Source organism: Sphingomonas sp. BK580 (assembly GCF_014194975.1).
Classification (GTDB): Bacteria; Pseudomonadota; Alphaproteobacteria; order Sphingomonadales; family Sphingomonadaceae; genus Sphingomonas.
This window is the reverse complement of the sequence record NZ_JACIAY010000001.1, coordinates 434,866-452,224: the sequence shown is the minus strand read 5'-3', so window position 1 is coordinate 452,224 and position 17,359 is coordinate 434,866. Positions and strand designations below refer to the sequence as shown.

General features: G+C 72.0%; 18 protein-coding genes. 8 read left to right on the top strand and 10 right to left on the bottom strand.

The window, feature by feature from the left end:
• Positions 1–28: 28 nt before the first annotated feature.
• The 3 genes from FHY05_RS02110 to FHY05_RS02100 all read right to left on the bottom strand — a co-directional run bounded on the left by FHY05_RS02110 (position 29) and on the right by FHY05_RS02100 (position 4,390).
• A complete protein-coding gene (locus FHY05_RS02110) occupies positions 29–2,203 on the bottom strand; it encodes a bifunctional diguanylate cyclase/phosphodiesterase (protein ID WP_183942740.1) in 2,175 nt (724 codons plus the stop codon).
• 391 nt (positions 2,204–2,594) lie between these two features.
• Positions 2,595–2,927, bottom strand: coding sequence for a hypothetical protein (locus tag FHY05_RS02105; protein ID WP_183942739.1), 333 nt, complete (start codon positions 2,925–2,927; stop codon positions 2,595–2,597).
• Positions 2,924–4,390 carry a PAS domain S-box protein gene (locus FHY05_RS02100; RefSeq protein ID WP_183942738.1) on the bottom strand — a complete coding sequence of 489 codons (1,467 nt, stop codon included), beginning with the start codon at positions 4,388–4,390 and terminating at the stop codon, positions 2,924–2,926. The genes FHY05_RS02105 and FHY05_RS02100 overlap by 4 nt, the downstream gene beginning before the upstream one ends.
• Before the next feature lie 158 nt (positions 4,391–4,548).
• On the opposite strand from FHY05_RS02100, the gene FHY05_RS02095 reads away from it, so the two are divergent.
• Genes FHY05_RS02095 through FHY05_RS02085 form a run of 3 tightly spaced genes read left to right on the top strand, consistent with a single transcriptional unit; the run spans position 4,549 to position 5,706 of the window.
• Positions 4,549–4,818: a GlsB/YeaQ/YmgE family stress response membrane protein gene (locus tag FHY05_RS02095; RefSeq protein WP_183942737.1), complete on the top strand. Its 270-nt coding sequence runs from the start codon at positions 4,549–4,551 to the stop codon at positions 4,816–4,818.
• Positions 4,819–4,835: 17 nt separating this feature from the next.
• Positions 4,836–5,363, top strand: coding sequence for a hypothetical protein (locus FHY05_RS02090; protein WP_183942736.1), 528 nt, complete (start codon positions 4,836–4,838; stop codon positions 5,361–5,363).
• 58 nt (positions 5,364–5,421) lie between these two features.
• Positions 5,422–5,706, top strand: coding sequence for a helix-turn-helix domain-containing protein (locus FHY05_RS02085; protein ID WP_260181142.1), 285 nt, complete (start codon positions 5,422–5,424; stop codon positions 5,704–5,706).
• Here FHY05_RS02085 and FHY05_RS02080 read toward each other — a convergent pair.
• From FHY05_RS02080 to FHY05_RS02065, 4 genes are read right to left on the bottom strand one after another with little or no spacing between them, the layout of a single operon-like run.
• Positions 5,703–6,359, bottom strand: coding sequence for an alpha/beta fold hydrolase (locus FHY05_RS02080; RefSeq protein WP_183942734.1), 657 nt, complete (start codon positions 6,357–6,359; stop codon positions 5,703–5,705). The two genes, FHY05_RS02085 and FHY05_RS02080, sit on opposite strands and share 4 nt — an antisense overlap.
• 35 nt (positions 6,360–6,394) lie before the next feature.
• Positions 6,395–7,696 (bottom strand): CitMHS family transporter, encoded by a 1,302-nt coding sequence (locus tag FHY05_RS02075; protein WP_183942733.1) that lies wholly within the window; start codon positions 7,694–7,696, stop codon positions 6,395–6,397.
• 27 nt (positions 7,697–7,723) lie between these two features.
• Positions 7,724–9,214, bottom strand: a complete 1,491-nt coding sequence (locus FHY05_RS02070) for an OprO/OprP family phosphate-selective porin (RefSeq protein ID WP_183942732.1) — start codon at positions 9,212–9,214, stop codon at positions 7,724–7,726.
• A complete protein-coding gene (locus FHY05_RS02065) occupies positions 9,211–10,278 on the bottom strand; it encodes an ABC transporter substrate-binding protein (protein WP_183942731.1) in 1,068 nt (355 codons plus the stop codon). Before FHY05_RS02065 ends, FHY05_RS02070 begins: the two co-directional genes overlap by 4 nt.
• A 101-nt stretch (positions 10,279–10,379) precedes the next feature.
• Between FHY05_RS02065 and FHY05_RS02060 the strand changes: the two genes are divergently transcribed.
• Positions 10,380–11,045, top strand: a complete 666-nt coding sequence (locus FHY05_RS02060; RefSeq protein ID WP_183942730.1) for a response regulator transcription factor — start codon at positions 10,380–10,382, stop codon at positions 11,043–11,045.
• Entirely contained in the window at positions 11,035–12,561 is a 1,527-nt protein-coding gene (locus FHY05_RS02055) for a sensor histidine kinase (RefSeq protein ID WP_183942729.1), read from the top strand. The genes FHY05_RS02060 and FHY05_RS02055 overlap by 11 nt, the downstream gene beginning before the upstream one ends.
• Here the strand turns inward: FHY05_RS02055 and FHY05_RS02050 are convergent.
• Positions 12,459–12,767, bottom strand: a complete 309-nt coding sequence (locus FHY05_RS02050; protein WP_183942728.1) for a hypothetical protein — start codon at positions 12,765–12,767, stop codon at positions 12,459–12,461. The genes FHY05_RS02055 and FHY05_RS02050 overlap by 103 nt on opposite strands.
• A 135-nt stretch (positions 12,768–12,902) precedes the next feature.
• Here FHY05_RS02050 and FHY05_RS02045 point away from each other — a divergent pair, with 135 nt between their 5' ends.
• Genes FHY05_RS02045 through FHY05_RS02035 form a run of 3 tightly spaced genes read left to right on the top strand, consistent with a single transcriptional unit; the run spans position 12,903 to position 15,492 of the window.
• The gene (locus FHY05_RS02045; RefSeq protein ID WP_183942727.1) at positions 12,903–14,651 is read left to right on the top strand and encodes a tryptophan-rich sensory protein; all 1,749 of its coding nucleotides are present in this window, start codon (positions 12,903–12,905) and stop codon (positions 14,649–14,651) included.
• A complete protein-coding gene (locus FHY05_RS02040) occupies positions 14,648–15,001 on the top strand; it encodes a thiol-disulfide oxidoreductase DCC family protein (RefSeq protein ID WP_183942726.1) in 354 nt (117 codons plus the stop codon). The genes FHY05_RS02045 and FHY05_RS02040 overlap by 4 nt, the downstream gene beginning before the upstream one ends.
• Positions 14,998–15,492 (top strand): DUF427 domain-containing protein, encoded by a 495-nt coding sequence (locus FHY05_RS02035; protein ID WP_183942725.1) that lies wholly within the window; start codon positions 14,998–15,000, stop codon positions 15,490–15,492. Before FHY05_RS02040 ends, FHY05_RS02035 begins: the two co-directional genes overlap by 4 nt.
• A 28-nt stretch (positions 15,493–15,520) precedes the next feature.
• Here FHY05_RS02035 and FHY05_RS02030 read toward each other — a convergent pair whose 3' ends face one another.
• Together FHY05_RS02030 and FHY05_RS02025 are read right to left on the bottom strand one after the other, a co-directional pair.
• On the bottom strand, positions 15,521–16,294 hold the full coding sequence (locus FHY05_RS02030; RefSeq protein ID WP_183942724.1) for an SDR family oxidoreductase: 774 nt from the start codon (positions 16,292–16,294) through the stop codon (positions 15,521–15,523).
• 82 nt (positions 16,295–16,376) lie between these two features.
• Entirely contained in the window at positions 16,377–17,315 is a 939-nt protein-coding gene (locus tag FHY05_RS02025; RefSeq protein ID WP_183942723.1) for an esterase family protein, read from the bottom strand.
• Between the last annotated feature and the right edge of the window lie 44 nt (positions 17,316–17,359).

Here is a 17,359-nt window from a genome sequence, read left to right as displayed (position 1 = left end):
CCTTGGTGTCGAGACGCGCGATCGTCGGTCAGGTGCGCGATCTGGGACGATCACATCTGGGAGCGCCGATCGTCGATGCGGCGGCAGCGAGCAGCGCCCCCGCGTCATCGGCCGGCATCGGCCTGCCGAACAGGTAGCCCTGCGCCAGTTCACAGTCCCGCGCGAGCAGATAGGCCGCCTGTTCGGCGGTTTCCACGCCCTCGGCGACCACCGCGATGCCGAGCTGGTTCGCCAGGCCCAATACCGCCTGGACGATCGCAGCGTCACCCGGGTCTGTCAGCAGGTCAGCGACGAAGCTGCGATCGATCTTGATGACGTCGACGGGATATTCGCGCAGGTGCTTGAGCGAGGCATAGCCAGTGCCGAAGTCGTCGAGCGCGACGGTGACGCCGGCCCGGTGAAAGGCGGCCAGCGTGTCGCCGACGCTGTCCGCGCCGCGACCGAGGAACACCGTCTCGGTCACCTCAAGCTCGAGCAGTTCGGCGGGAAGGTCGTGCCGGTGGAGCTGCCCCATGATGCGGTCGAACAGGTCGTCCCGACGAAACTCGGCGGGTGACAGGTTCAGCGCCACGCGCGTGAGCACCAGGCCCTGGTCGCGCCAGCGCGCCAGGTCGGCACAGACCCGCTCGAGCATCCGCTCACCGAGCGAGATCGCCGCGGTGAGATCGTCGAACGCCGCCGCGATCGTGTCGGGTCCTTGCACGCCCAGCGTGTCATGCCGCCAGCGCAGGAGCGCCTCGAAACCGGACAGCGTCCCGTCGCTCAGTCTCACCTTGGGCTGGTAGAAGGGCATCACGCGATCGTCGCGCGCGATCATGCGCGCGACCGAGAGCATCGAGGTGCGACGCTGCATGTTCGCGCGCATCTCCGGACGAAAGCGCGAGAGGTCGCCGCGCGCGCTCGCTTTGCCATCGTAGAGCGCGAGATCCGCCGTCTTGAGCAGATCACGTCCGCCGCGCCCATCCCGCGGGTAGGAGGCGATGCCAGCGGTGGCCTGGCAGTCGAGCGTGATCGAGTCGATCACCACCGGTTCGCGCAGCGCGCGCAGCGCCGATCGAAGGCGATCCTCCGCCAAGGCGTCCGGCGCGTCTTCCACGATCGCGGCGAACTCGTCCCCGCCCAGGCGCGCGACGACGGCATCGCTGCCCAGGGCGTCGACGAGCCGCTCGGCGACCGTCCTGAGCAGCAGGTCGCCGGCCTCGTGCCCGACCGTGTCGTTGGTCTCCTTCAGATGGTCGACGTCGAATAACGCGAGCGTGAGCACCGCGTCGGTCGCGCGCGTCGTTCGCTCGATCGCATCCTCCAGCAGGCGATTGAAAGCGGCGCGGTTGACGAGCCCGGTCAGGGGGTCGTGCTCGGCCGCCCAGCGGACGCGCTGCTCGGCGGTGAGCTGCTCGGTGACGTCGCGGACCGTGACGAGGATGCGTTCCATCCGCCCGTTCGCCGCTTTGACCCGCCAACCGCTGGTCTGCATCCAGCGCAGAGCACCATCGTTGGCGCGGTGGATGCGCACCGTCAGCTCGAAGCGGGGGTGGGTGTCGCCATGGCCGATGGAGTCGACCAGCTGCTGCAAGATCGGCCGGTCCTCGGGAACGACCAGGGCGAGCGCGGTGGCAGGCTCCGCCGGCGCGTCGGCGGCGAGGCCGAGCATGGCGCGAAAGACGTCGGACCAGAGTCGTTTGCCGCGCAGGGCGTCATAGTCCCAGATCCCGATCCCCGCCGCCTCGGCGGCCATGCGGAACCGCTCCTCGCTCGCCTGCAGCGCCGTCTCGGCACGCTTTCGATCGTCGATGTCCTCCAGCGTGCCGAACCAGGCGAGCACCGCGCCGTCGCGATCACACCGCGGAGACGCACAGGCGCGGAACCAGCGATAACCGCAGGGCGTGTACAATCGATAGTCGACGTCCGTTGACGCTGCCGTCTCGAGCGCGCGGTGCCAGATCTGCAGGGTTCGCTCGACGTCGTCGGGATGAAGCGCGTCAAGCCAGCCACTGTCCAGGGCCTTGGCCACATCGATGCCGGTGACCTCGGTCCATCGCGCGCTGACGGTGCGGATCGCGCCGTTAGCGTCTGCGCTCCAGCTGATATGGCGTGCCATCTCCACGCTGGTGCGGAAGTGATCGGCCTCGTGCTGTGCGGCGGCGAGCGCGTCCAGCAGCGAACCCGAGGTGGCCGGCGGCGCGCAGGCGATACTGTGCTTCATGCGTGAGCGCTGCATCGAACCGACCCTTCGCCCGCCTTTCCCCGTCCAACCGTCAGCAGATTGCCATGTGGCTCCGAAGAAAGCTATGTATAGCAACGCTTTAGGATTGGTTAGCGGCGGCCGATCGCGCCGTCGAAGAGGAGCAATCCGTTAGACATGAGTCTGACGCGACGCGGGTTCCGAGCGCCGTCGATCAAGCCTGCGGAGGGGGCGGGCGCACGCGGCGCTCGCACCGTGGAGGCGAGGCAGATACCGGCGCGACGATGCCCGCCTTCACCCTGCGCCTCGACCCTGCGCCTCGGCGTGATCCATCGAGGGTGGTCCGTCACGCGCGAGGAGGATCGCCGCGAACGTGACCGATCGCGGCGGGTCGCGCGCGGCAGAGGACGGCTCAGCCGGTCCGCCCGCGCTCGGCCAGCAAGAGGCGCCGCTGGCGGACCAATTCGGCCAGCTCGCCGTCGACGAAGCTCGACGGACGGCTCCGGCAGTTCGGCAGCGACACGCGGATCTCGCGCGGGCTGAGCCGTTGTTCGAGGATCCGGTCGACGACTCGATCGAGCCGCCCCTCGTCGACGATGATCCGGAAGCCGTCGACGCCCATCACCGAGGCCACCGCATGCTCGTCCCAGACCGCGGCCACCGACCTGTCCTCTCCCGCCAGAGGAAGATCTCGCGTGCGCCGGCGCGGCGCACTGGCCGCGCGCTTCGCCCCGTCGTCGCTCACGGCCGATGCGTCCCCATGCCGCGCTCCCGTCCCCAGACCACGGCACCGCTGCGGCGGGTGGCGCCGGTCTTCTCGTAGATACGCGCGACATGGTTGCGGACCGTGTTGCGCGAGATGGCCAGCCGCTCGGCGATGGTGGCGTCGTCGAGATCGTCGCAGATCAGGTCGAGCACCTGGCGCTCGCGCGCGGTCAGGTCGGCGGGCGCCAGTTGCGCGGTCGGTCGACGCAGGGTGGCGAGCTTGTCGAGGATCGAGCGACTGAGCCAGCGCGTGTCCTTGAGCACCTCGTCGATCGCCGCCGCGAGCTCGGCCTCGCTGCGGCGCCGCTCGGTGACGTCCTGATACACCCAGATCACGCGCGTCGCCGCGCCGGCGCGGATCCGCTCCGCGGCAACGCTGCACCGTAGCTCGCTGCCGTCGCGGGTGACGAACTCGGCCTCGCCGGCGTGAACGGCGCCGTGCTCCGCGACCTCGCGCTCCATCGTCGCGCGTGCCGCGTCGCTCTGCCACCAGCCGAGATCCCCCATCGCCGTGTCGACACCAGGCGCGACCGCGGCGCCGGAGAGCGCGCGAAAGGCGGCATTGACGCGCAGCACGCGATGCGCCTCGTCGGTGATCACCATCGCTACCGGCGCCAGATCGAAGACTGCCTCTAGGTTGCGCTCGCTCACCGCGAGCGACCGTTCCGCCTCGCGGCGTGGCTGCAGGTCGGCGAAGGTGAGCAGCAGCGCATCCTCGTCGGTGACGTCGATCGGCTGGCCAGCGAAGATGACGAGGCGCCTGGCACCGTCGGCACAGAGCAGCTCCGCCTCGGTCTGCGGGATCACCGCGCCGGCGTCGATCATGCCGCGCACCTCGGCGCGGCTCGGCAGCCCGCCGAGCAGGCCGAGCCCGAACAGCGAGCGCTCGACCAGCTGCTCGCAGGCGAAACCGGTGAGCGAGAGGAAGCCCGGGTTGGCATTGGCGATCCTGAGATCGCGTTGCCGCACGATCAGCGCCGGCGCGGGGTTGGCGCGGAACATGGCACGGAACCGCGCCTCGGCATCGAACCGCTTCGACACGTCGCACAGCACCACCGCGAGATAGTCGGGCTCGCCGCCGTCGACGTCCATGACGACGTCGCGCACCTGGTGCACCCAGCGCGCCTCGTCGCACCCCGCCGGCGCGACCTCGACGATCAGGTCGGGCATCGGCTCGCCGGCCAGCACGCGGAAGAGCGGATATTCGCGATGCTTGAGCTGCCGGTGCTCGGTGTCCCACATGGTGAAGCGTCGCGCATAATCGTCGGCGGTGGCGCCCAGCTCGCCCAGCTCGCTCACGCCGTGCATCGCCAGCGCGGCGGCGTTGGCGGTGAGCAGCGTCCCGCTCGGGTCCAGCAGGATCACGCCGTCGAGCAGCTGCGCGATCAGCTGCTCAAGGTGGCGGAGCGTCGGCGAGGCGGAGAGAGGAGCGGCGCTCGGCATCCGCCATCAACCGTGTCGTCCCCGTACCGTTCCGGGTGTGACACCAGACGCACTAGTGCAGCCGCACTAGTGCGTGGGCCGACCGGCGCGGCGCTCGCTGAACTTGTCGTCCGCGCCTCCCGTTGATGCGGCACCAACCCACTAACGGAGTCATCGTCATGGGCCTTATCATACTTCTCGTCGTCGGCGGCGTGATCGGCTGGCTGGCCAGCGTGATCATGCGGACCGATGGGCAACAAGGCGTCTTCCTCAACGTCGTGGTCGGCATCGTCGGCGCGGTGCTCGCCGGCTTCGTCGTCACCCCGCTGATCGGTGGCGCGCCGATCACCAGCGGCGTGCTCAGCATCCAGTCGGTGCTCGTCTCGCTGCTCGGCGCGATCGTGCTGCTCGGCATCGTCAACCTCTTTCGCCGCGGCACGGTGCGCTGAGGCGGGCGGCGGGGACGATGCCGCGCATCGCCTCGGCCATCTTCGACACGCAGGCGGACGCGCATCACGCCGTGTCCGACCTGCGTGGCGTCGGCGTCCGCGACCGCGAGATGTCGGTCATGATACGACGCGTCACGGCAGAAGACGGCGGTCACTCGGGCGCGAGCGCCGCTGAGGACGGCGCCGGCGTGCTGCGCGCGATTTTCGGAGGGGGTGCCCTCGGCGCCGGCGTCGGCGTCGCGACGCTCGCGCTCCCCGGCGTCGGCCCGCTGGTGGCGGCCGGAGCGATCGCCGCCTCGGCGGTACCGGGCGCGATGGCACTCGGCGCCGCGGCAGGGGCGCTGGCGACCAGTCTCGCGGAGCTGCTGGCGCCGCACGGCGTCTCGGCGGACGAGGCCGCCTATTACGATCGCCGCCTCGGGCGCGGCGGGGTGCTGCTCTGGGTCGGCAGCGACCCGGCGGTCCCCGTCGAGACGATCGTCGACATCCTGTACCGCAACGGGGGGCACGACCCCCGGCGTCCGGGTAACGCGCTGCTGGAGTGACCGTCCGGCGCGCGAGCGCGCAACGAGCAGCGACAGCCAAGCGAGGAACATCGTGACGATGAAGGAATGCCAGATCGAGGGCACGATGGCGTTCGCGCAGCGCACGGCGGTCGAGGCCGCGCTGCGCGACAATCGCTGCAACCTCTCGCACGCGGCGCGCCAACTGCGCGTCGGGCGGACCACTTTGTACCGGCTGATCAAGCGCTTCGAGATCGAGGTGGACGTCGTGCCGCGCACGCCGCCGCCGCGATCCCGCGCGGACGCCGTGAGTAGGGCGCCGACGAGCGTGCGGCTGGTGGACGGCGTCTGGTATCTCGTGAGCGCGAGCGGCGAGCGCGGCTAGCGCCGCAGCCACTCGCGCAGCAGCATCGTGACCTCGCCCGGCCGCTCCATCGGCGCGAGATGGCCGCAGTGGCGGATCGTATGGAAGCGCGCGCCGGGGATCCGCTCGGCGAGGCCACGCGCGTCCTCGGGCCGGCAGATCCGGTCGCGGTCGCCCACCGCCACCAGCGTCGGCACGCGCACCGCGGCGATCGCGGGCGCGATGTCGGGGCGGGCGAGCAGCGCGCGCTGCTGGCGCTCGAAGATCGCCGCGCCGACGCGCTCGGCCATCGCCTGGACCGGGCCGCTGACGATCGGCGTGAGCATCGGATCGGCGTGCGGTGCGGTGGCGAGCAGGCCCTGCTCGCGCACGCTGCGCGGTCGCATCTGCATCGAGGCGCGCGTGCCGAACAGCGCGAGCCGCTCGACGCGCTCGGGCGCCTGACGGATCATCTCCAGCGCGACATAGCCTCCGAGGCTGACCCCTGCGACGGCGATGCGCGGCGGCGCATGCGCGAGGACGCGCGCCGCCATCGCCTCGAGCGTGTCGTCGACCGTCAGGTCGCCCAGCTCGGGATGCGCCAGGTCGGCGAGATCCGTCACCTGACGCGCCCAGAGCTGGCCGTCGCATCCCATCGCCGGCAGCAGGACGAGCGGGATCGGCTTGGCGGTCATGATCGATTCTCCGATACGGGACGACGGGGGAAGGATCAGCCGACCAGCGGGAAGGCGAGCGCCAGCATGCCGACGATCGTCATGAGCGCGCAGACTGCCGCGGCCGGGACGAGCGTGAAGCGCTGGTGGTCGGCAAGGTCGACCCCGGCGAGGCTCACGAGGAGATAGGTCGAGGGCACCAGCGGGCTGAGCAGGTGGACCGGCTGGCCCATCAGCGAGGCGCGCGCGATCGCCATCGGCGCGACGCCGTAATGCGCTCCCGCCTCGGCGAGGATCGGCAGCATGCCGAAGTAGAAAGCGTCGTTCGAGATGAAGAAGGTGAAGGGCAGGCTCAGCGCGGCGGTGATCGGCGCCATGTACGGCCCGAGCGCGGGCGGGATCACGCCGACCACCTCCTTGCTCATCGCCTCGACCATCCCGGTGCCCGAGAGGATGCCGGTGAAGATGCCGGCGGCGAAGATCAGCGACACCACCGACAGCACGTTGCCCGCGTGCGCGGCGATGCGCTCCTTCTGCTCGGCCACCTGCGGGTAGTTGACGATCATCGCCACCGCGAAGGCCAGCATCATCAGGACCGAGAGCGGCAGCACGCCCGAGACGAGCCCGGCGAGCAGCGCCACCGTCAGCGCGGCGTTGAACCAGCGCAGCCGCGGCCGGCGTGCCTCCGGGAACTGCGACACCGCCATGCCGGTGAAGCTCGTCGGCGCCTCGGCGTGGAGCTGGCCGATGCGGCGGCGTTCCTTGCGGCCGAAATACACGGCGAGCGCGACCAGCCCGGCGAGCCCCGCGATCATGCCCGGGATCAGCGGCAGGAACAGCGTCGCGGGATCGAGCTTGAGCGCGCTCGCCGCGCGCGCGGTCGGGCCGCCCCAGGGAGTCAGGTTCATGATGCCGCTGGTCGTCATCAGCAGGCAGCACAGGTACAGCCGGTTCATGTCGTAGCGCTTGTACAGCGGCAGCAGCGCGGCGATCGTGATGATGTAGGTGGTCGAGCCGTCGCCGTCGAGGCTCACCATCGCGCACAGGGCGACCGTGCCGACCAGGATCTTGAGCGGGTCGCCGTGCACCAGTCGCAGCAGCCGGTTGACCAGGGGATCGAACAGGCCGGTGTCGGTCATGGTCGAGAAGAACAGGATCGCGAACAGCAGCATCACGCCGGTGGGCGCGAGGTTCTTGATGCCGTCGATCATCATCTCGCCCAGCCCGGCGGCGAAGCCGGCGATCAGCGCGAAGGCGGTGGGGACGACGATCAGCGCGACCAGCGGGGTCATGCGCTTGGTCATGATCAGCGTCATGAACGTGGCCACCATCAGGAAGCCGAGCAGGGCGAGGTTCATCGCGGGGAATCCTGTGAGCAGAGGCGATCAGAAGGTGACGGCGACGCGCGCGCTGACGGTCTCGCCGTCGTCGGCGCCGGTGACCGCGCCGGCGCGGTCGTCGGTGTCCCAGTGGATCGCGTTGACCTGGATGCGGGTGAAGCTGTTGAGGTACCAGTTGGCCCCCAGCGTCGCGGCCCAGCCGCGGCCGCCGGTCGCCAGATCACGATAGTCGAGGTTCTCGTAGCGCGCGGTCAGCTCGATCGCGCCGGGGCCGCCCTCGAAGATCGGGCGCAGCACGCGCGGCTGGCCGAAGCTGCCCAGCCGCGGGTTGTACGGCGGCAGGTCGCCGGTGATGAACCAGCCGCCCGACAGGCTGTAGGCCTTGCTGACGAAATCGGGCCGGCCGCCGTCGAGCCGCGCGTGGCGCTCGCCGGCCTCGCCCATCAGCCACACCGGGCCGAGATAACCGCCCAGCTCGGCGCCGTAACCGGTCGTGCCGGTGCCGCCGGTGAGCGGCCCGGTGGAGACGCGCAGCGCGCCGTTGAAGCGGCCGCCGATCACGGTGTTGCGCGTCAGTGTCGTGGCGGCGGAGGACAGCCCCTCGTCGAAGCCCCACAGGCCGAGATGGAGCACGCCGGTGCTGCTCTTGACCGGGTTCCAGTGCGCGCGTCCCAGCACGGTGCGGCTGTCGCTGACCGACTGGTTGCCGTCGACGCGGTCGCCGGTGACGGTGAGCGAGGCGTGGCCCGTTTTCCAGAACAGCCGCGGCATGATCCCGATGCCGTAGAAGCCGCGCTGCGGGATGATCGCGGTGGAGACGGTGCTGCGCTCGAGGAACGGCGTCGAATCGGAGCCGGTCGAGCCCTCAAAGGCGCGGTCGTTGAAGAGGTGGCCGGCGCGCACGTCATAGTCGAGGCCAGGGGCGATCCGGTCGCGCCAGCCGATGAAGGCGGTGACGATGTCGACCTCGTTCTCGGAGAAGTCGGTCTCGAATTGGTAGAAGAAGTGCGTGCCGACGCCGCCCTCGATGCCGAGGCGGAGCGCGCGCATCCCGGTGGTGGTGATGTTCCGCCCGGCGTCGCGCGAACCGAACGAGGAGCTGACGTCGGCGAGGATGCGGCCGCGCGGCTTGAACGTGTAGACGCCGTCGGCGGAGTGGAAGACGGGCAGGCCAGCCCCCCATTCCGTCGTCACGCCCGCCTCGTTCGCCTCGCGCGCGCGTGCCACGTCGCGCTCGGCCGGGGCCGGCGGCACCAGCTGCGGCGCATAGGGAGAGGTGACGGCCGGCCGATCGCGCTGCGCGAGCTGCGTCGGTGCGGGCGCCGGGGTGACCGGCGCGACGGGCGGGGGCGCGACCTGGGCGGCCGTCGCTGGCGGGGCGGCCTCGAGCCGGTCGAGCCGCGCCTTGAGCCCGGCGATCTCGGCGGCCTGGGCGCGTACCAGCGCCTCCAGCTCGGCCTGGCTGGCGGTCTGTGCGGTCGCGGGCGCGGCGGCGAGCAGCGCGACGAGCGCGCTGGCGGTGGCGAAGGTCGTCACGGGCGGGAGGTTTCCTGAGCGAGGGTGGTGCGCCACTCGGCGAGGAACCGCCGGCGCTTGATGGTGTCGAGGTTGACCAGCAGCTGCGGGCCGACGCGGATGGGGCGGAGGTGCGCCGGGTTGAGCCGCGGCGCGCGGACGTCGCTGCGGACCGGCAGCAGCCAGGCGCGCGCCAGCAGCGTCTGCCCCGCGCGCGACAGCAGGAAATCGAGGAACAGCCGTGCCGCGGCGGGATGCGGTGCGTCGCGGCTGACGAAGGCGACGCGCGAGGCGATGATCGAATAGTCGCGAAAGAAGGCGACGCCGAGCCGGGCGTCGCGCCCGGCGCGGGCGAGTGCATAGGCGGTCACCACGTTGTAGCCGATCGCCGCGCGCCCTTCCGCGACCGCGTCGAGCGTCGGGCTGGCGGTCGCCGCCAGCAGCGGGCGGGTCGCCGCGATCGCCGCGAGCAGCGAGCGCGTGTCGTTGGTGGTCGCCCAGTCCTCGGCGAGATAGAGGTAGCCGACGTTGGAGCGCGCCGGATCATAGGTCGCGACGCGGCGGCCGGCAGGGTCGGCGCGTAGAAAGCGCTCGAGCGCCTCGTGCGTCCGCGGCACGTCCGCGCGCGCGACCTGGCGGCGATTGTAGACGAGCGCGACCGGCTCGGCGGTGATGCCGTAGCCGATGTTTTTCCACACCGTGGCGGCGGGCAGCGCGGGCTTCTCGGGGCTCTGATAGGCCTGGCCGTAGCCGTCGTTGATGAGCTTCACCTGCAGGTCCATGGCCGAGGACCAGATCAGGTCCGCGCGCGCCGCGCCGGCGCGGCGCTCGTCCACGACGCGGCGATAGATCTCGCGCGATTCGAGGTCGTCGTAGGCGACGGTGACGCCCGGGTAACGCTGCCGGAAGGCGGCGATCACCGACCGCATCGACGCGGCGTCCGCGTTGCCATAGACGCGCACGCCGCGCTCGGCGCGCGCCTCGGCGATCAGCGCGTCGTAGGAGCGCGGATAGCCGGCCGGCCGCTGCGCCGCCGCGGGCACGGCGAGCGCTGACAGATACAGGATGAACAGCGCTACGCGCATCTCGAAGCTCCTCTCGCTTCCCGCCTCTGCGTTCGGGTAAGCTCACCGATCATGGGTTACGGTCTCTACCTGTCAGCAACCTTTCAGCGCGCGGCGGGATCGTGCGCATCCTGATCGTGGAGGACGATGCTGCGCTCGCGCGGAGCCTGGTGGCGCTGCTGCGCGGCGCCGGCCACGCGGTAGACCACGTCGCCACCGGCGAGGACGCGCTGGCGGTCACCGCGGGCGAGCCGTATGCGCTGGTGGTGCTCGACGTCGGTTTACCGGGTCAGGACGGTTTCGCGGTGCTGCAGGCGCTGCGACGGCGCGGCGAGCGTGTGCCGGTGCTGATGCTGACCGCGCGCGACGCGCTCGACGACCGCGTGCGCGGGCTCGACCTCGGCGCGGACGACTATCTGCGCAAGCCGTTCGCCCCGGTCGAGCTGGAGGCGCGGATCCGCGCGCTGGGGCGGCGTCGCGGCGGCGATCCCACGCCGGAGCTGACCGTCGGTGCGCTGGTACTCAATCGCTCGAGCGGCGAGGCGCAGGTCGCCGGCCGCGCGCTCGACCTGCGCCGGCGCGAGTGGGCGGTGCTCGACGCCCTGGCGACCCGGGCCGGCCAGATCGTGCCGCGCGAGACGCTGCTGGCGGAGGTGTTCGGTTTCGACGAGCCGGTCGGGCCCAACGCGCTCGAGGTCAACATCACGCGGCTGCGCGGCAAGCTGACGCCGGAGGGCCCCGCGATCCGCACGGTCCGGGGCGTGGGGTATATCCTGGATGCGGGCTGACCGGCCGCGCGCGGTCGCGCTGCGCACGCGGCTGCTCGCCGCCTTGTTGGCGCCGCTGCTCGCCATCGCGGTGCTGCTCGGGCTCGCCGGTGCGGCGCTGATCAGCGACGTGGTACGGCGGACCAACGATCGCGTGCTGGGCGGCGCGCTCGGCGCCATCGCCGAGACGGTGCAGGTGGAACGCGGCGAGGTGACGCTCGACCTTCCCCCCGCCGCGTTCGGCATGCTGGAGAACAATGAGCGCGACAACGTCTATTATCGGATCGCGGTCGGCACCCGTGTGCTGACCGGCTACGACGACCTGCCCGCGCCGGGCGTCGACGAGCTGGCCGCCGAGACGCCGCGCTTCCGGTACGCGCAGTTCCGCGGCCAGGCCGTGCGGATCGCCGAGGTGCGGCGCGAGCTGCCGCGCGTCGACGTGCCGGTGATCGTGCAGGTGGCCGAGACATTGGACGGCCGCACCGCGCTTCGCCGCCGCCTGCTCGGCGCACTGCTCGGCGGCGAAGCGGTGCTGGTGGGGGTCGCGCTGCTGCTGCTCCGCCCCGCGCTCGCCTGGAGCCTGCGCCCGCTGGCGCGGCTGCGCGGCGTGGTGGCGGCGCGCGACACCCGCGCCACGCCCGACCTCTCGCCGCTCAACCCCGGGCCGCTCCCGGCCGAGCTGCTGCCGCTCGCCGACGCGTTCGACAACCTGCTCGCGCGCCTCGACGCGGCCACCGCGGGGATGCGGCGGTTCACTGCCGACGCCTCGCACCAGATGCGCACGCCCTTGTCGGTGCTCAAGATCCAGGTCGCGCTCGCGCGGCGCGGCGATCCCGCGGCGCTGCCCGAGATCGCGGACGCGGCCGACCGGCTCGAGCATCTCGTCGCGCAGCTGCTGGCGCTGGCGCGCGCGGAGGAGGCGGGTACCTCGCCGCCGCTCGAGCCCGTCGAGCTGCGCGCGCTCGCGATCGTGGTGCTCAACCGCCGCATCGCGCAGGCGATCGAGGCGGGGGTCGAGGTGGATCTCCGCGCGCCGGCGGAGGGGGTGACGATCGCGAGCCACCGCACCCTGCTGTTCGAGATCCTGTCGAACCTGGTCGACAACGCGATCCGCTATCACCGCCGCGGCGGCAACGTGATGATCGCGATCGAGCGCGCGGCCGCCGGCGTGATCCTGTCGGTCGCGGACGACGGTCCCGGGCTGTCGGACGCGGACATCGCGCGGGCGGGGGAGCGTTTCGCGCGGTTGGCGACCAGCGCCGGGGTAGACGGCAGCGGGCTGGGGCTGGCGATCGTGCGCTCGGCGGCGCAGCGGCTCGGCGCATCGGTCGAGATCGAGAACACGCATCCCGGGCTCCGGGTCACGCTGCGCTTCGCGGAAGAAGCGTGCGGTCCGGCGGCGGACGGGGCCGGCGCTGAGCCGCGGCGGGAAGGTCACACGTCGGGTCGCTCGCCGAACGAGAGCGCCTCGGCCGATCCGACCCTCGTCTCGCCGGCGAAGAGCTGGTCGAGCCGCTCGCGCACCTCGCGGCGGTAGTCCTGCTGGTCGCGGCGACGCGGCCCGGCGACAGAGACCTCGTCGGCGATCGCGTCCTTGATGCGGGTGAGCGCGGCCTCGGGCAGCACGCCGGCGGCGCGCAGCTCGACGCAGAGCTGCACCAGCCCCACCGCGGTGGCCTGCGCGCGCAGGCCGACGTTGACCACGTCGAAGTGCAGCCGCTTCTGCTTGTCGATCGATGACATACGATCTCTCCTCTCCGTCGGGTGGAACGCACGAGAGGCCGCCTCCGCTGCCTGCGCGCGGCGCGAGGGCGAGGGCGTGGGGGCCGCGGCCCCTTTCGCGCGCTGCCGCGTTGGCGGCGCGAAGGAGAACAGCGCGTGTCGAGCAAGGTCCTGATCACCGGCGCGAGCGTCGCCGGCAACACGGTCGCCTGGTGGCTCGAGCGCGCCGGGTTCGATGTCACCGTGGTCGAGCGCGCGCCGGCGTTCCGCGACGGCGGCCAGAACGTCGACGTCCGCGGTGTCGGGCGGGCGGTCATGCGGCAGATGGGGCTCGAAGAGGCCGCCCTCGCGCAGGGTACCGGCGAGGAGGGGACCGCCTGGGTCGAGGCGGACGGCCGCATCGCGGCACAATTCCTCACCGACGATCTGGGGCGGGACGGGCCGACCGCGGAGATGGAGATCCTGCGCGGCGATCTCGCGAGTCTGCTGTACGACGGCGCGCGCGAGCGGGCGCGCTATCGCTTCGACGACCATGTCGTCGCGATCGACCAGGATGAGGAAGCGGCGGAGGTCAGCTTCGCCGGCGGTACGCGCGAGCGCTACGACGCGGTGATCGTCGCCGAGGGCGTCGGCTCGGCGACGCGCGAGCTGGTCTTTCCGGGCGAGAACCGGCCGCGCTGGATGGACATGACGATCGCCTATTTCACGATCCCGCGCGCCGCGGACGACGATCGGCTGTGGCGCTGGTATCACGCGCCGGGGGGCCGCAGCGTGTCGCTCCGCCCTGACCGCCACGGCACGACGCGCGCGATGCTGACGGTACAGAAGCCGCCGGAGGGCGAGCAGGAGTGGGACGGCGATCGGCAGAAGGCGTGGTTGGCCGAGACCTTCGCCGATGCCGGTTGGCAGGCGCCGCGCGTGCTCGCGGGGATGCGGGACACGGCTGATTTCTACCTCGACGTGCTGCGCCAGGTGCGGATGGAGCGCTGGTCGTCGGGCCGGGTTGCGTTGTGCGGCGACTCGGCCTGGTGCGTGACCCCGCTGGGCGGCGTCGGCACGACGCTCGCGGTCACCGGCGCGCGCGTGCTGGCGGGCGAGCTGACCCGCGCGCGCGACGTTCCCGCCGCCCTCGCCGCTTACGAGCGGGCGATGCGGCCGATGGTCGAGAAGGCGCAGGGCGTGCCCAAATTGGCGCCGCGACTCGCCAACCCGCACAGCCGCCTCGGCATCCGCCTGCTGCACGCCGCGATGGCGCTCGCCAGCCAGCCGGCGGTCAGCGCGGTGACGGGCCGATTGTTCGGCGGCGGCGACGAGGCCGAACCCGATCTCTCGCGTTACCCGCCGCCGGGCGTCACGGAGGCGCCGCGCGCGTCGGAGGCGGCCGACGCCGCGGCGGCCGACCCGGGTGGCTGGTCGCCCGTGGCGGCGCTGGGGCTCGTCGGGCTGGTGCTCGGGGCGAGCGCGGTGCTGGGGCGGCGCAACGCGCCCGACCGCACGCACCCGGCGATCCGGCGTTGGTATCAGCGGCTCGACAAGCCCGACGTCACGCCGCCGGACGCGGTGTTCGGCGCGGTCTGGCCGGCGCTCGAGGTGGGGCTCGCGATCGGGGGCTATCGGCTGCTGCGCCGGCCCGCGAGCGGGCGGCGCAACGCCGCGGTCGCGCTGTGGCTCGCCAACAGCGCGATGATCGGCGGCTGGAGCGAGCTGTTCTTCCGCCGTCAGCGGCTCGGCGCCAGCGCCGCGGCGTCGGGCGCGATGCTCGCCTCGGGTACGGCGCTCGTCGCCACCGCGGCGCGGGTCGACCGTACCGCCGCGATGACGGCGTTGCCCTATGCCGGCTGGCTCGGCTTCGCCACGCTGCTGGCCGAGCGGATCCGCCGCGACAATCCCGCGCGGGGCCGATGAGCCGGGTCACCGTCTGGCACGACGGCGCGTGCCCGCTGTGTCAACGCGAGATCGCGCTGATGCGCCGGCTCGACCGGCGCGGGCGGATCGACTTCGTCGACGCCACGGCGGCGACCTGTCCGCTCGACCGCGCGGCGATGCTCGCGCGCTTTCACGCGCGCGAGGAGGGCGGGCCGATCGTCTCGGGCGCGGCGGCGTTCGCGGCGATGTGGCGCGCCATTCCGCTGCTGCGCCCGCTCGGGCTGGCGGCGCGGCACCCGGCGGTGCTGGCCTTGCTGGAGCGGCTGTACCTCGGCTTCCTGCGGGTTCGCCCGCGGCTGCAGCGCTGGGCTGGGCGCTGGGCCGCATGAGGCCGGTGCGCGAACCGGTAGGGCCGGAGCAGGAGAGCGTGTGGGACTATCCACGCCCGGCGGTGGCGGAGCGGAGCGACCGGCGTGTCCGGATCGTCCACAGCGGCGAGACCGTGGCCGACACGTGCGCCGCGGTCCGCACGCTGGAGACCAGCCACCCGCCGAGCTGGTACGTGCCGCCCGACGACGTCGCGCGCGAGCTGCTGCGGCCGTCGACGCGACGCTCCTTCTGCGAGTGGAAGGGCGAGGCCGTCTACTGGCATCTCGCGGTCGGCGACACGCTGCTGCGCGACGTCGCGTGGAGCTACCCCGATCCGACGCCCGGCTTCGCGTCGCTGCGCGATCATCTCGCCTTCTACGCCGCGCCGCTGGACCGATGCACCATCGACGGCGAGCCCGCGACGCCGCAGCCGGGCTGCTTTCACGGCGGCTGGATCACACCCGACGTGGTGGGCCCGTTCAAGGGTGTGCCCGGCAGCATGGGCTGGTGAGCACACCGATCCATGCTGCCGCGCGTGCTCAGGACCCGCCCACCGCGCGCTGCTGGGCGGCGCGCTCGGTGAGCGTCTTCAGCGTCTCGTCGAAGCGCCCCTCGCGCTCGGCCTGGCGGAGGAACTGCACCTCATCGACGAGTATCTCGCGCGGTGTCGGCTGCTGCGCGAACTGCGCGGCGACCGCATCGGCGAAGGCCTCGAGCGGCATATAGCCTGGCCGGCTGGCCTGGCCCGGGGTCAGGTCGGTCTGCACGCCCGGCGGCGCCAGCTCGATCACCTCGACCTTGCCCGCCAGCTGCGTGCGCAGCGAGACCGTATAGGAGTGGATCGCCGCCTTGGTCGCCGAATAGGTCGGCGCCGCTATCAGCGGGACGAAGGCGAGCCCCGAGGTGACGGTGACGATCGCCGCGTCGGGCTGAGCGCTGAGGTGATCGATCAGTGCGTTGGTGAGCCGGATCGGGCCGAGCAGGTTGATCGCGACGGTCGCCTCCGCGTCGGCTAGGTCGCGCCGCCCGGTCAGATCCTCGAACTTCATGATTCCGGCGTTGTTGAACAGGACGTTGAGCGCGGGAAAGTCGGCGACGACCTGACGCGCGAACGCGTCCACCGCGGCCGGGTCCTCGACGTCGAGCGTGACGATGTGGATCCGCTCGCGTCCGGCGGCGGCCTTCTCGAGCGCGTCGCGACGGCGGCCGGCGATGATGACGGTGTCGCCGCGGTCGTGGAAACGGTGTGCGAGCGCCTCGCCGATGCCGCTGCCGCCGCCCGTCATCAGGATCGTGTTGCCGCTGGTCTTCATGGTCGGTTCGCTCCGGATCGCTGAAGGATGAACCGCCGCACAATGATCGACGCGGCGGATCGTTCACCGCCCGCCGCCGTGCTCATCGCGGCGCGGGCTGGTCCCGCCAGATCCAGCGGAGCGCCTCGGGCAGCAGGGCGCCGCCGTCCGCGTCCGAATGGCCGCCGGCGGTCCACTGGTACCGCACGTCATAGCGCGGCCCGGGCTGGTGCTGCTCGTCGGCATGCGCGTTGGCCCAGGCGAGCGCCTTGACCATCTGTTGGTTGGCCAGGAACCAGTTGCCGTGCTCGTTGTCGAGGTCGGCGCTGCCGTCCTGGAAGAAGACGCGGATGGGACGGATCGGCGACTTGCGGATCAGCCCGGGATAGAGGTCGCCGCCGAGCGCGACGGGCGCGCCATCGGGCCCGAGGCGGAGCCCGATCGAGGTGTAGCTGCCGATGAAGCTGAGGACGTTGCCGAACGCCTCCGGGTGACGCCACGCTACCGTCCAGGAGGCGATCGCGCCGCTCGATGTGCCGCCGATCGCACGGCGGCGCGGATCATCGGTGAAGCGCCAGCGATGCGCCACCGCCGGCAACAGCTCGCCCAGCGTCATGCGCGAATAATCGTCTGACAGGGCGTCGTATTCCTCGACGCGATGGTCGGGGTTCTGCATGCCGAGGTCGGACGGGTAGGTGGCAGCGCGATGTCCCGGCGTGACGAAGACGGCGAGCGTCGGCGGCAGCGTGCCGTCGCGGATCAGGGCGTCGAGCACCGTCGGTACCTTCAGCGAGCCGGCCGGGTTGGTCGCGCGCTGGCCGTCCTGGAACAGCAGCAGGTTGGGGGGGCTCGTCCTGTCATAATGAGGCGGGACGTAGACCCAGTATCGCCGCACCGTGCCGGGGTAGACGCGCGAGTGGAGCTCGAACGGACCTTCCAGCCGGAAGGACGCTGCCGCCGAACGAGCATCGGCCGCGGAGCCCGCGACCGCACTCGCCGCGGTCGCGATCGCCAGTGTCGCCGTCAGTAGGATCGCGCGCATCTCTCTCCCCTTCTACTCCAGCCTAGCGAAGCGCGCGGCGGAGA

Excerpts from the sequence above, each read along its gene's own strand:
- FHY05_RS02110 (WP_183942740.1), bottom strand. The coding sequence starts at position 2,203 with ATGAAGCACAGTATCGCCTGCGCGCCGCCGGCCACCTCGGGTTCGCTG.
- FHY05_RS02100 (WP_183942738.1), bottom strand. The coding sequence starts at position 4,390 with ATGCCGAGCGCCGCTCCTCTCTCCGCCTCGCCGACGCTCCGCCACCTT.
- FHY05_RS02095 (WP_183942737.1), top strand. The coding sequence starts at position 4,549 with ATGGGCCTTATCATACTTCTCGTCGTCGGCGGCGTGATCGGCTGGCTG.
- FHY05_RS02090 (WP_183942736.1), top strand. The coding sequence starts at position 4,836 with ATGCCGCGCATCGCCTCGGCCATCTTCGACACGCAGGCGGACGCGCAT.
- FHY05_RS02085 (WP_260181142.1), top strand. The coding sequence starts at position 5,422 with ATGAAGGAATGCCAGATCGAGGGCACGATGGCGTTCGCGCAGCGCACG.
- FHY05_RS02080 (WP_183942734.1), bottom strand. The coding sequence starts at position 6,359 with ATGACCGCCAAGCCGATCCCGCTCGTCCTGCTGCCGGCGATGGGATGC.
- FHY05_RS02075 (WP_183942733.1), bottom strand. The coding sequence starts at position 7,696 with ATGAACCTCGCCCTGCTCGGCTTCCTGATGGTGGCCACGTTCATGACG.
- FHY05_RS02065 (WP_183942731.1), bottom strand. The coding sequence starts at position 10,278 with ATGCGCGTAGCGCTGTTCATCCTGTATCTGTCAGCGCTCGCCGTGCCC.
- FHY05_RS02055 (WP_183942729.1), top strand. The coding sequence starts at position 11,035 with ATGCGGGCTGACCGGCCGCGCGCGGTCGCGCTGCGCACGCGGCTGCTC.
- FHY05_RS02050 (WP_183942728.1), bottom strand. The coding sequence starts at position 12,767 with ATGTCATCGATCGACAAGCAGAAGCGGCTGCACTTCGACGTGGTCAAC.
- FHY05_RS02040 (WP_183942726.1), top strand. The coding sequence starts at position 14,648 with ATGAGCCGGGTCACCGTCTGGCACGACGGCGCGTGCCCGCTGTGTCAA.
- FHY05_RS02035 (WP_183942725.1), top strand. The coding sequence starts at position 14,998 with ATGAGGCCGGTGCGCGAACCGGTAGGGCCGGAGCAGGAGAGCGTGTGG.
- FHY05_RS02030 (WP_183942724.1), bottom strand. The coding sequence starts at position 16,294 with ATGAAGACCAGCGGCAACACGATCCTGATGACGGGCGGCGGCAGCGGC.
- FHY05_RS02025 (WP_183942723.1), bottom strand. The coding sequence starts at position 17,315 with ATGCGCGCGATCCTACTGACGGCGACACTGGCGATCGCGACCGCGGCG.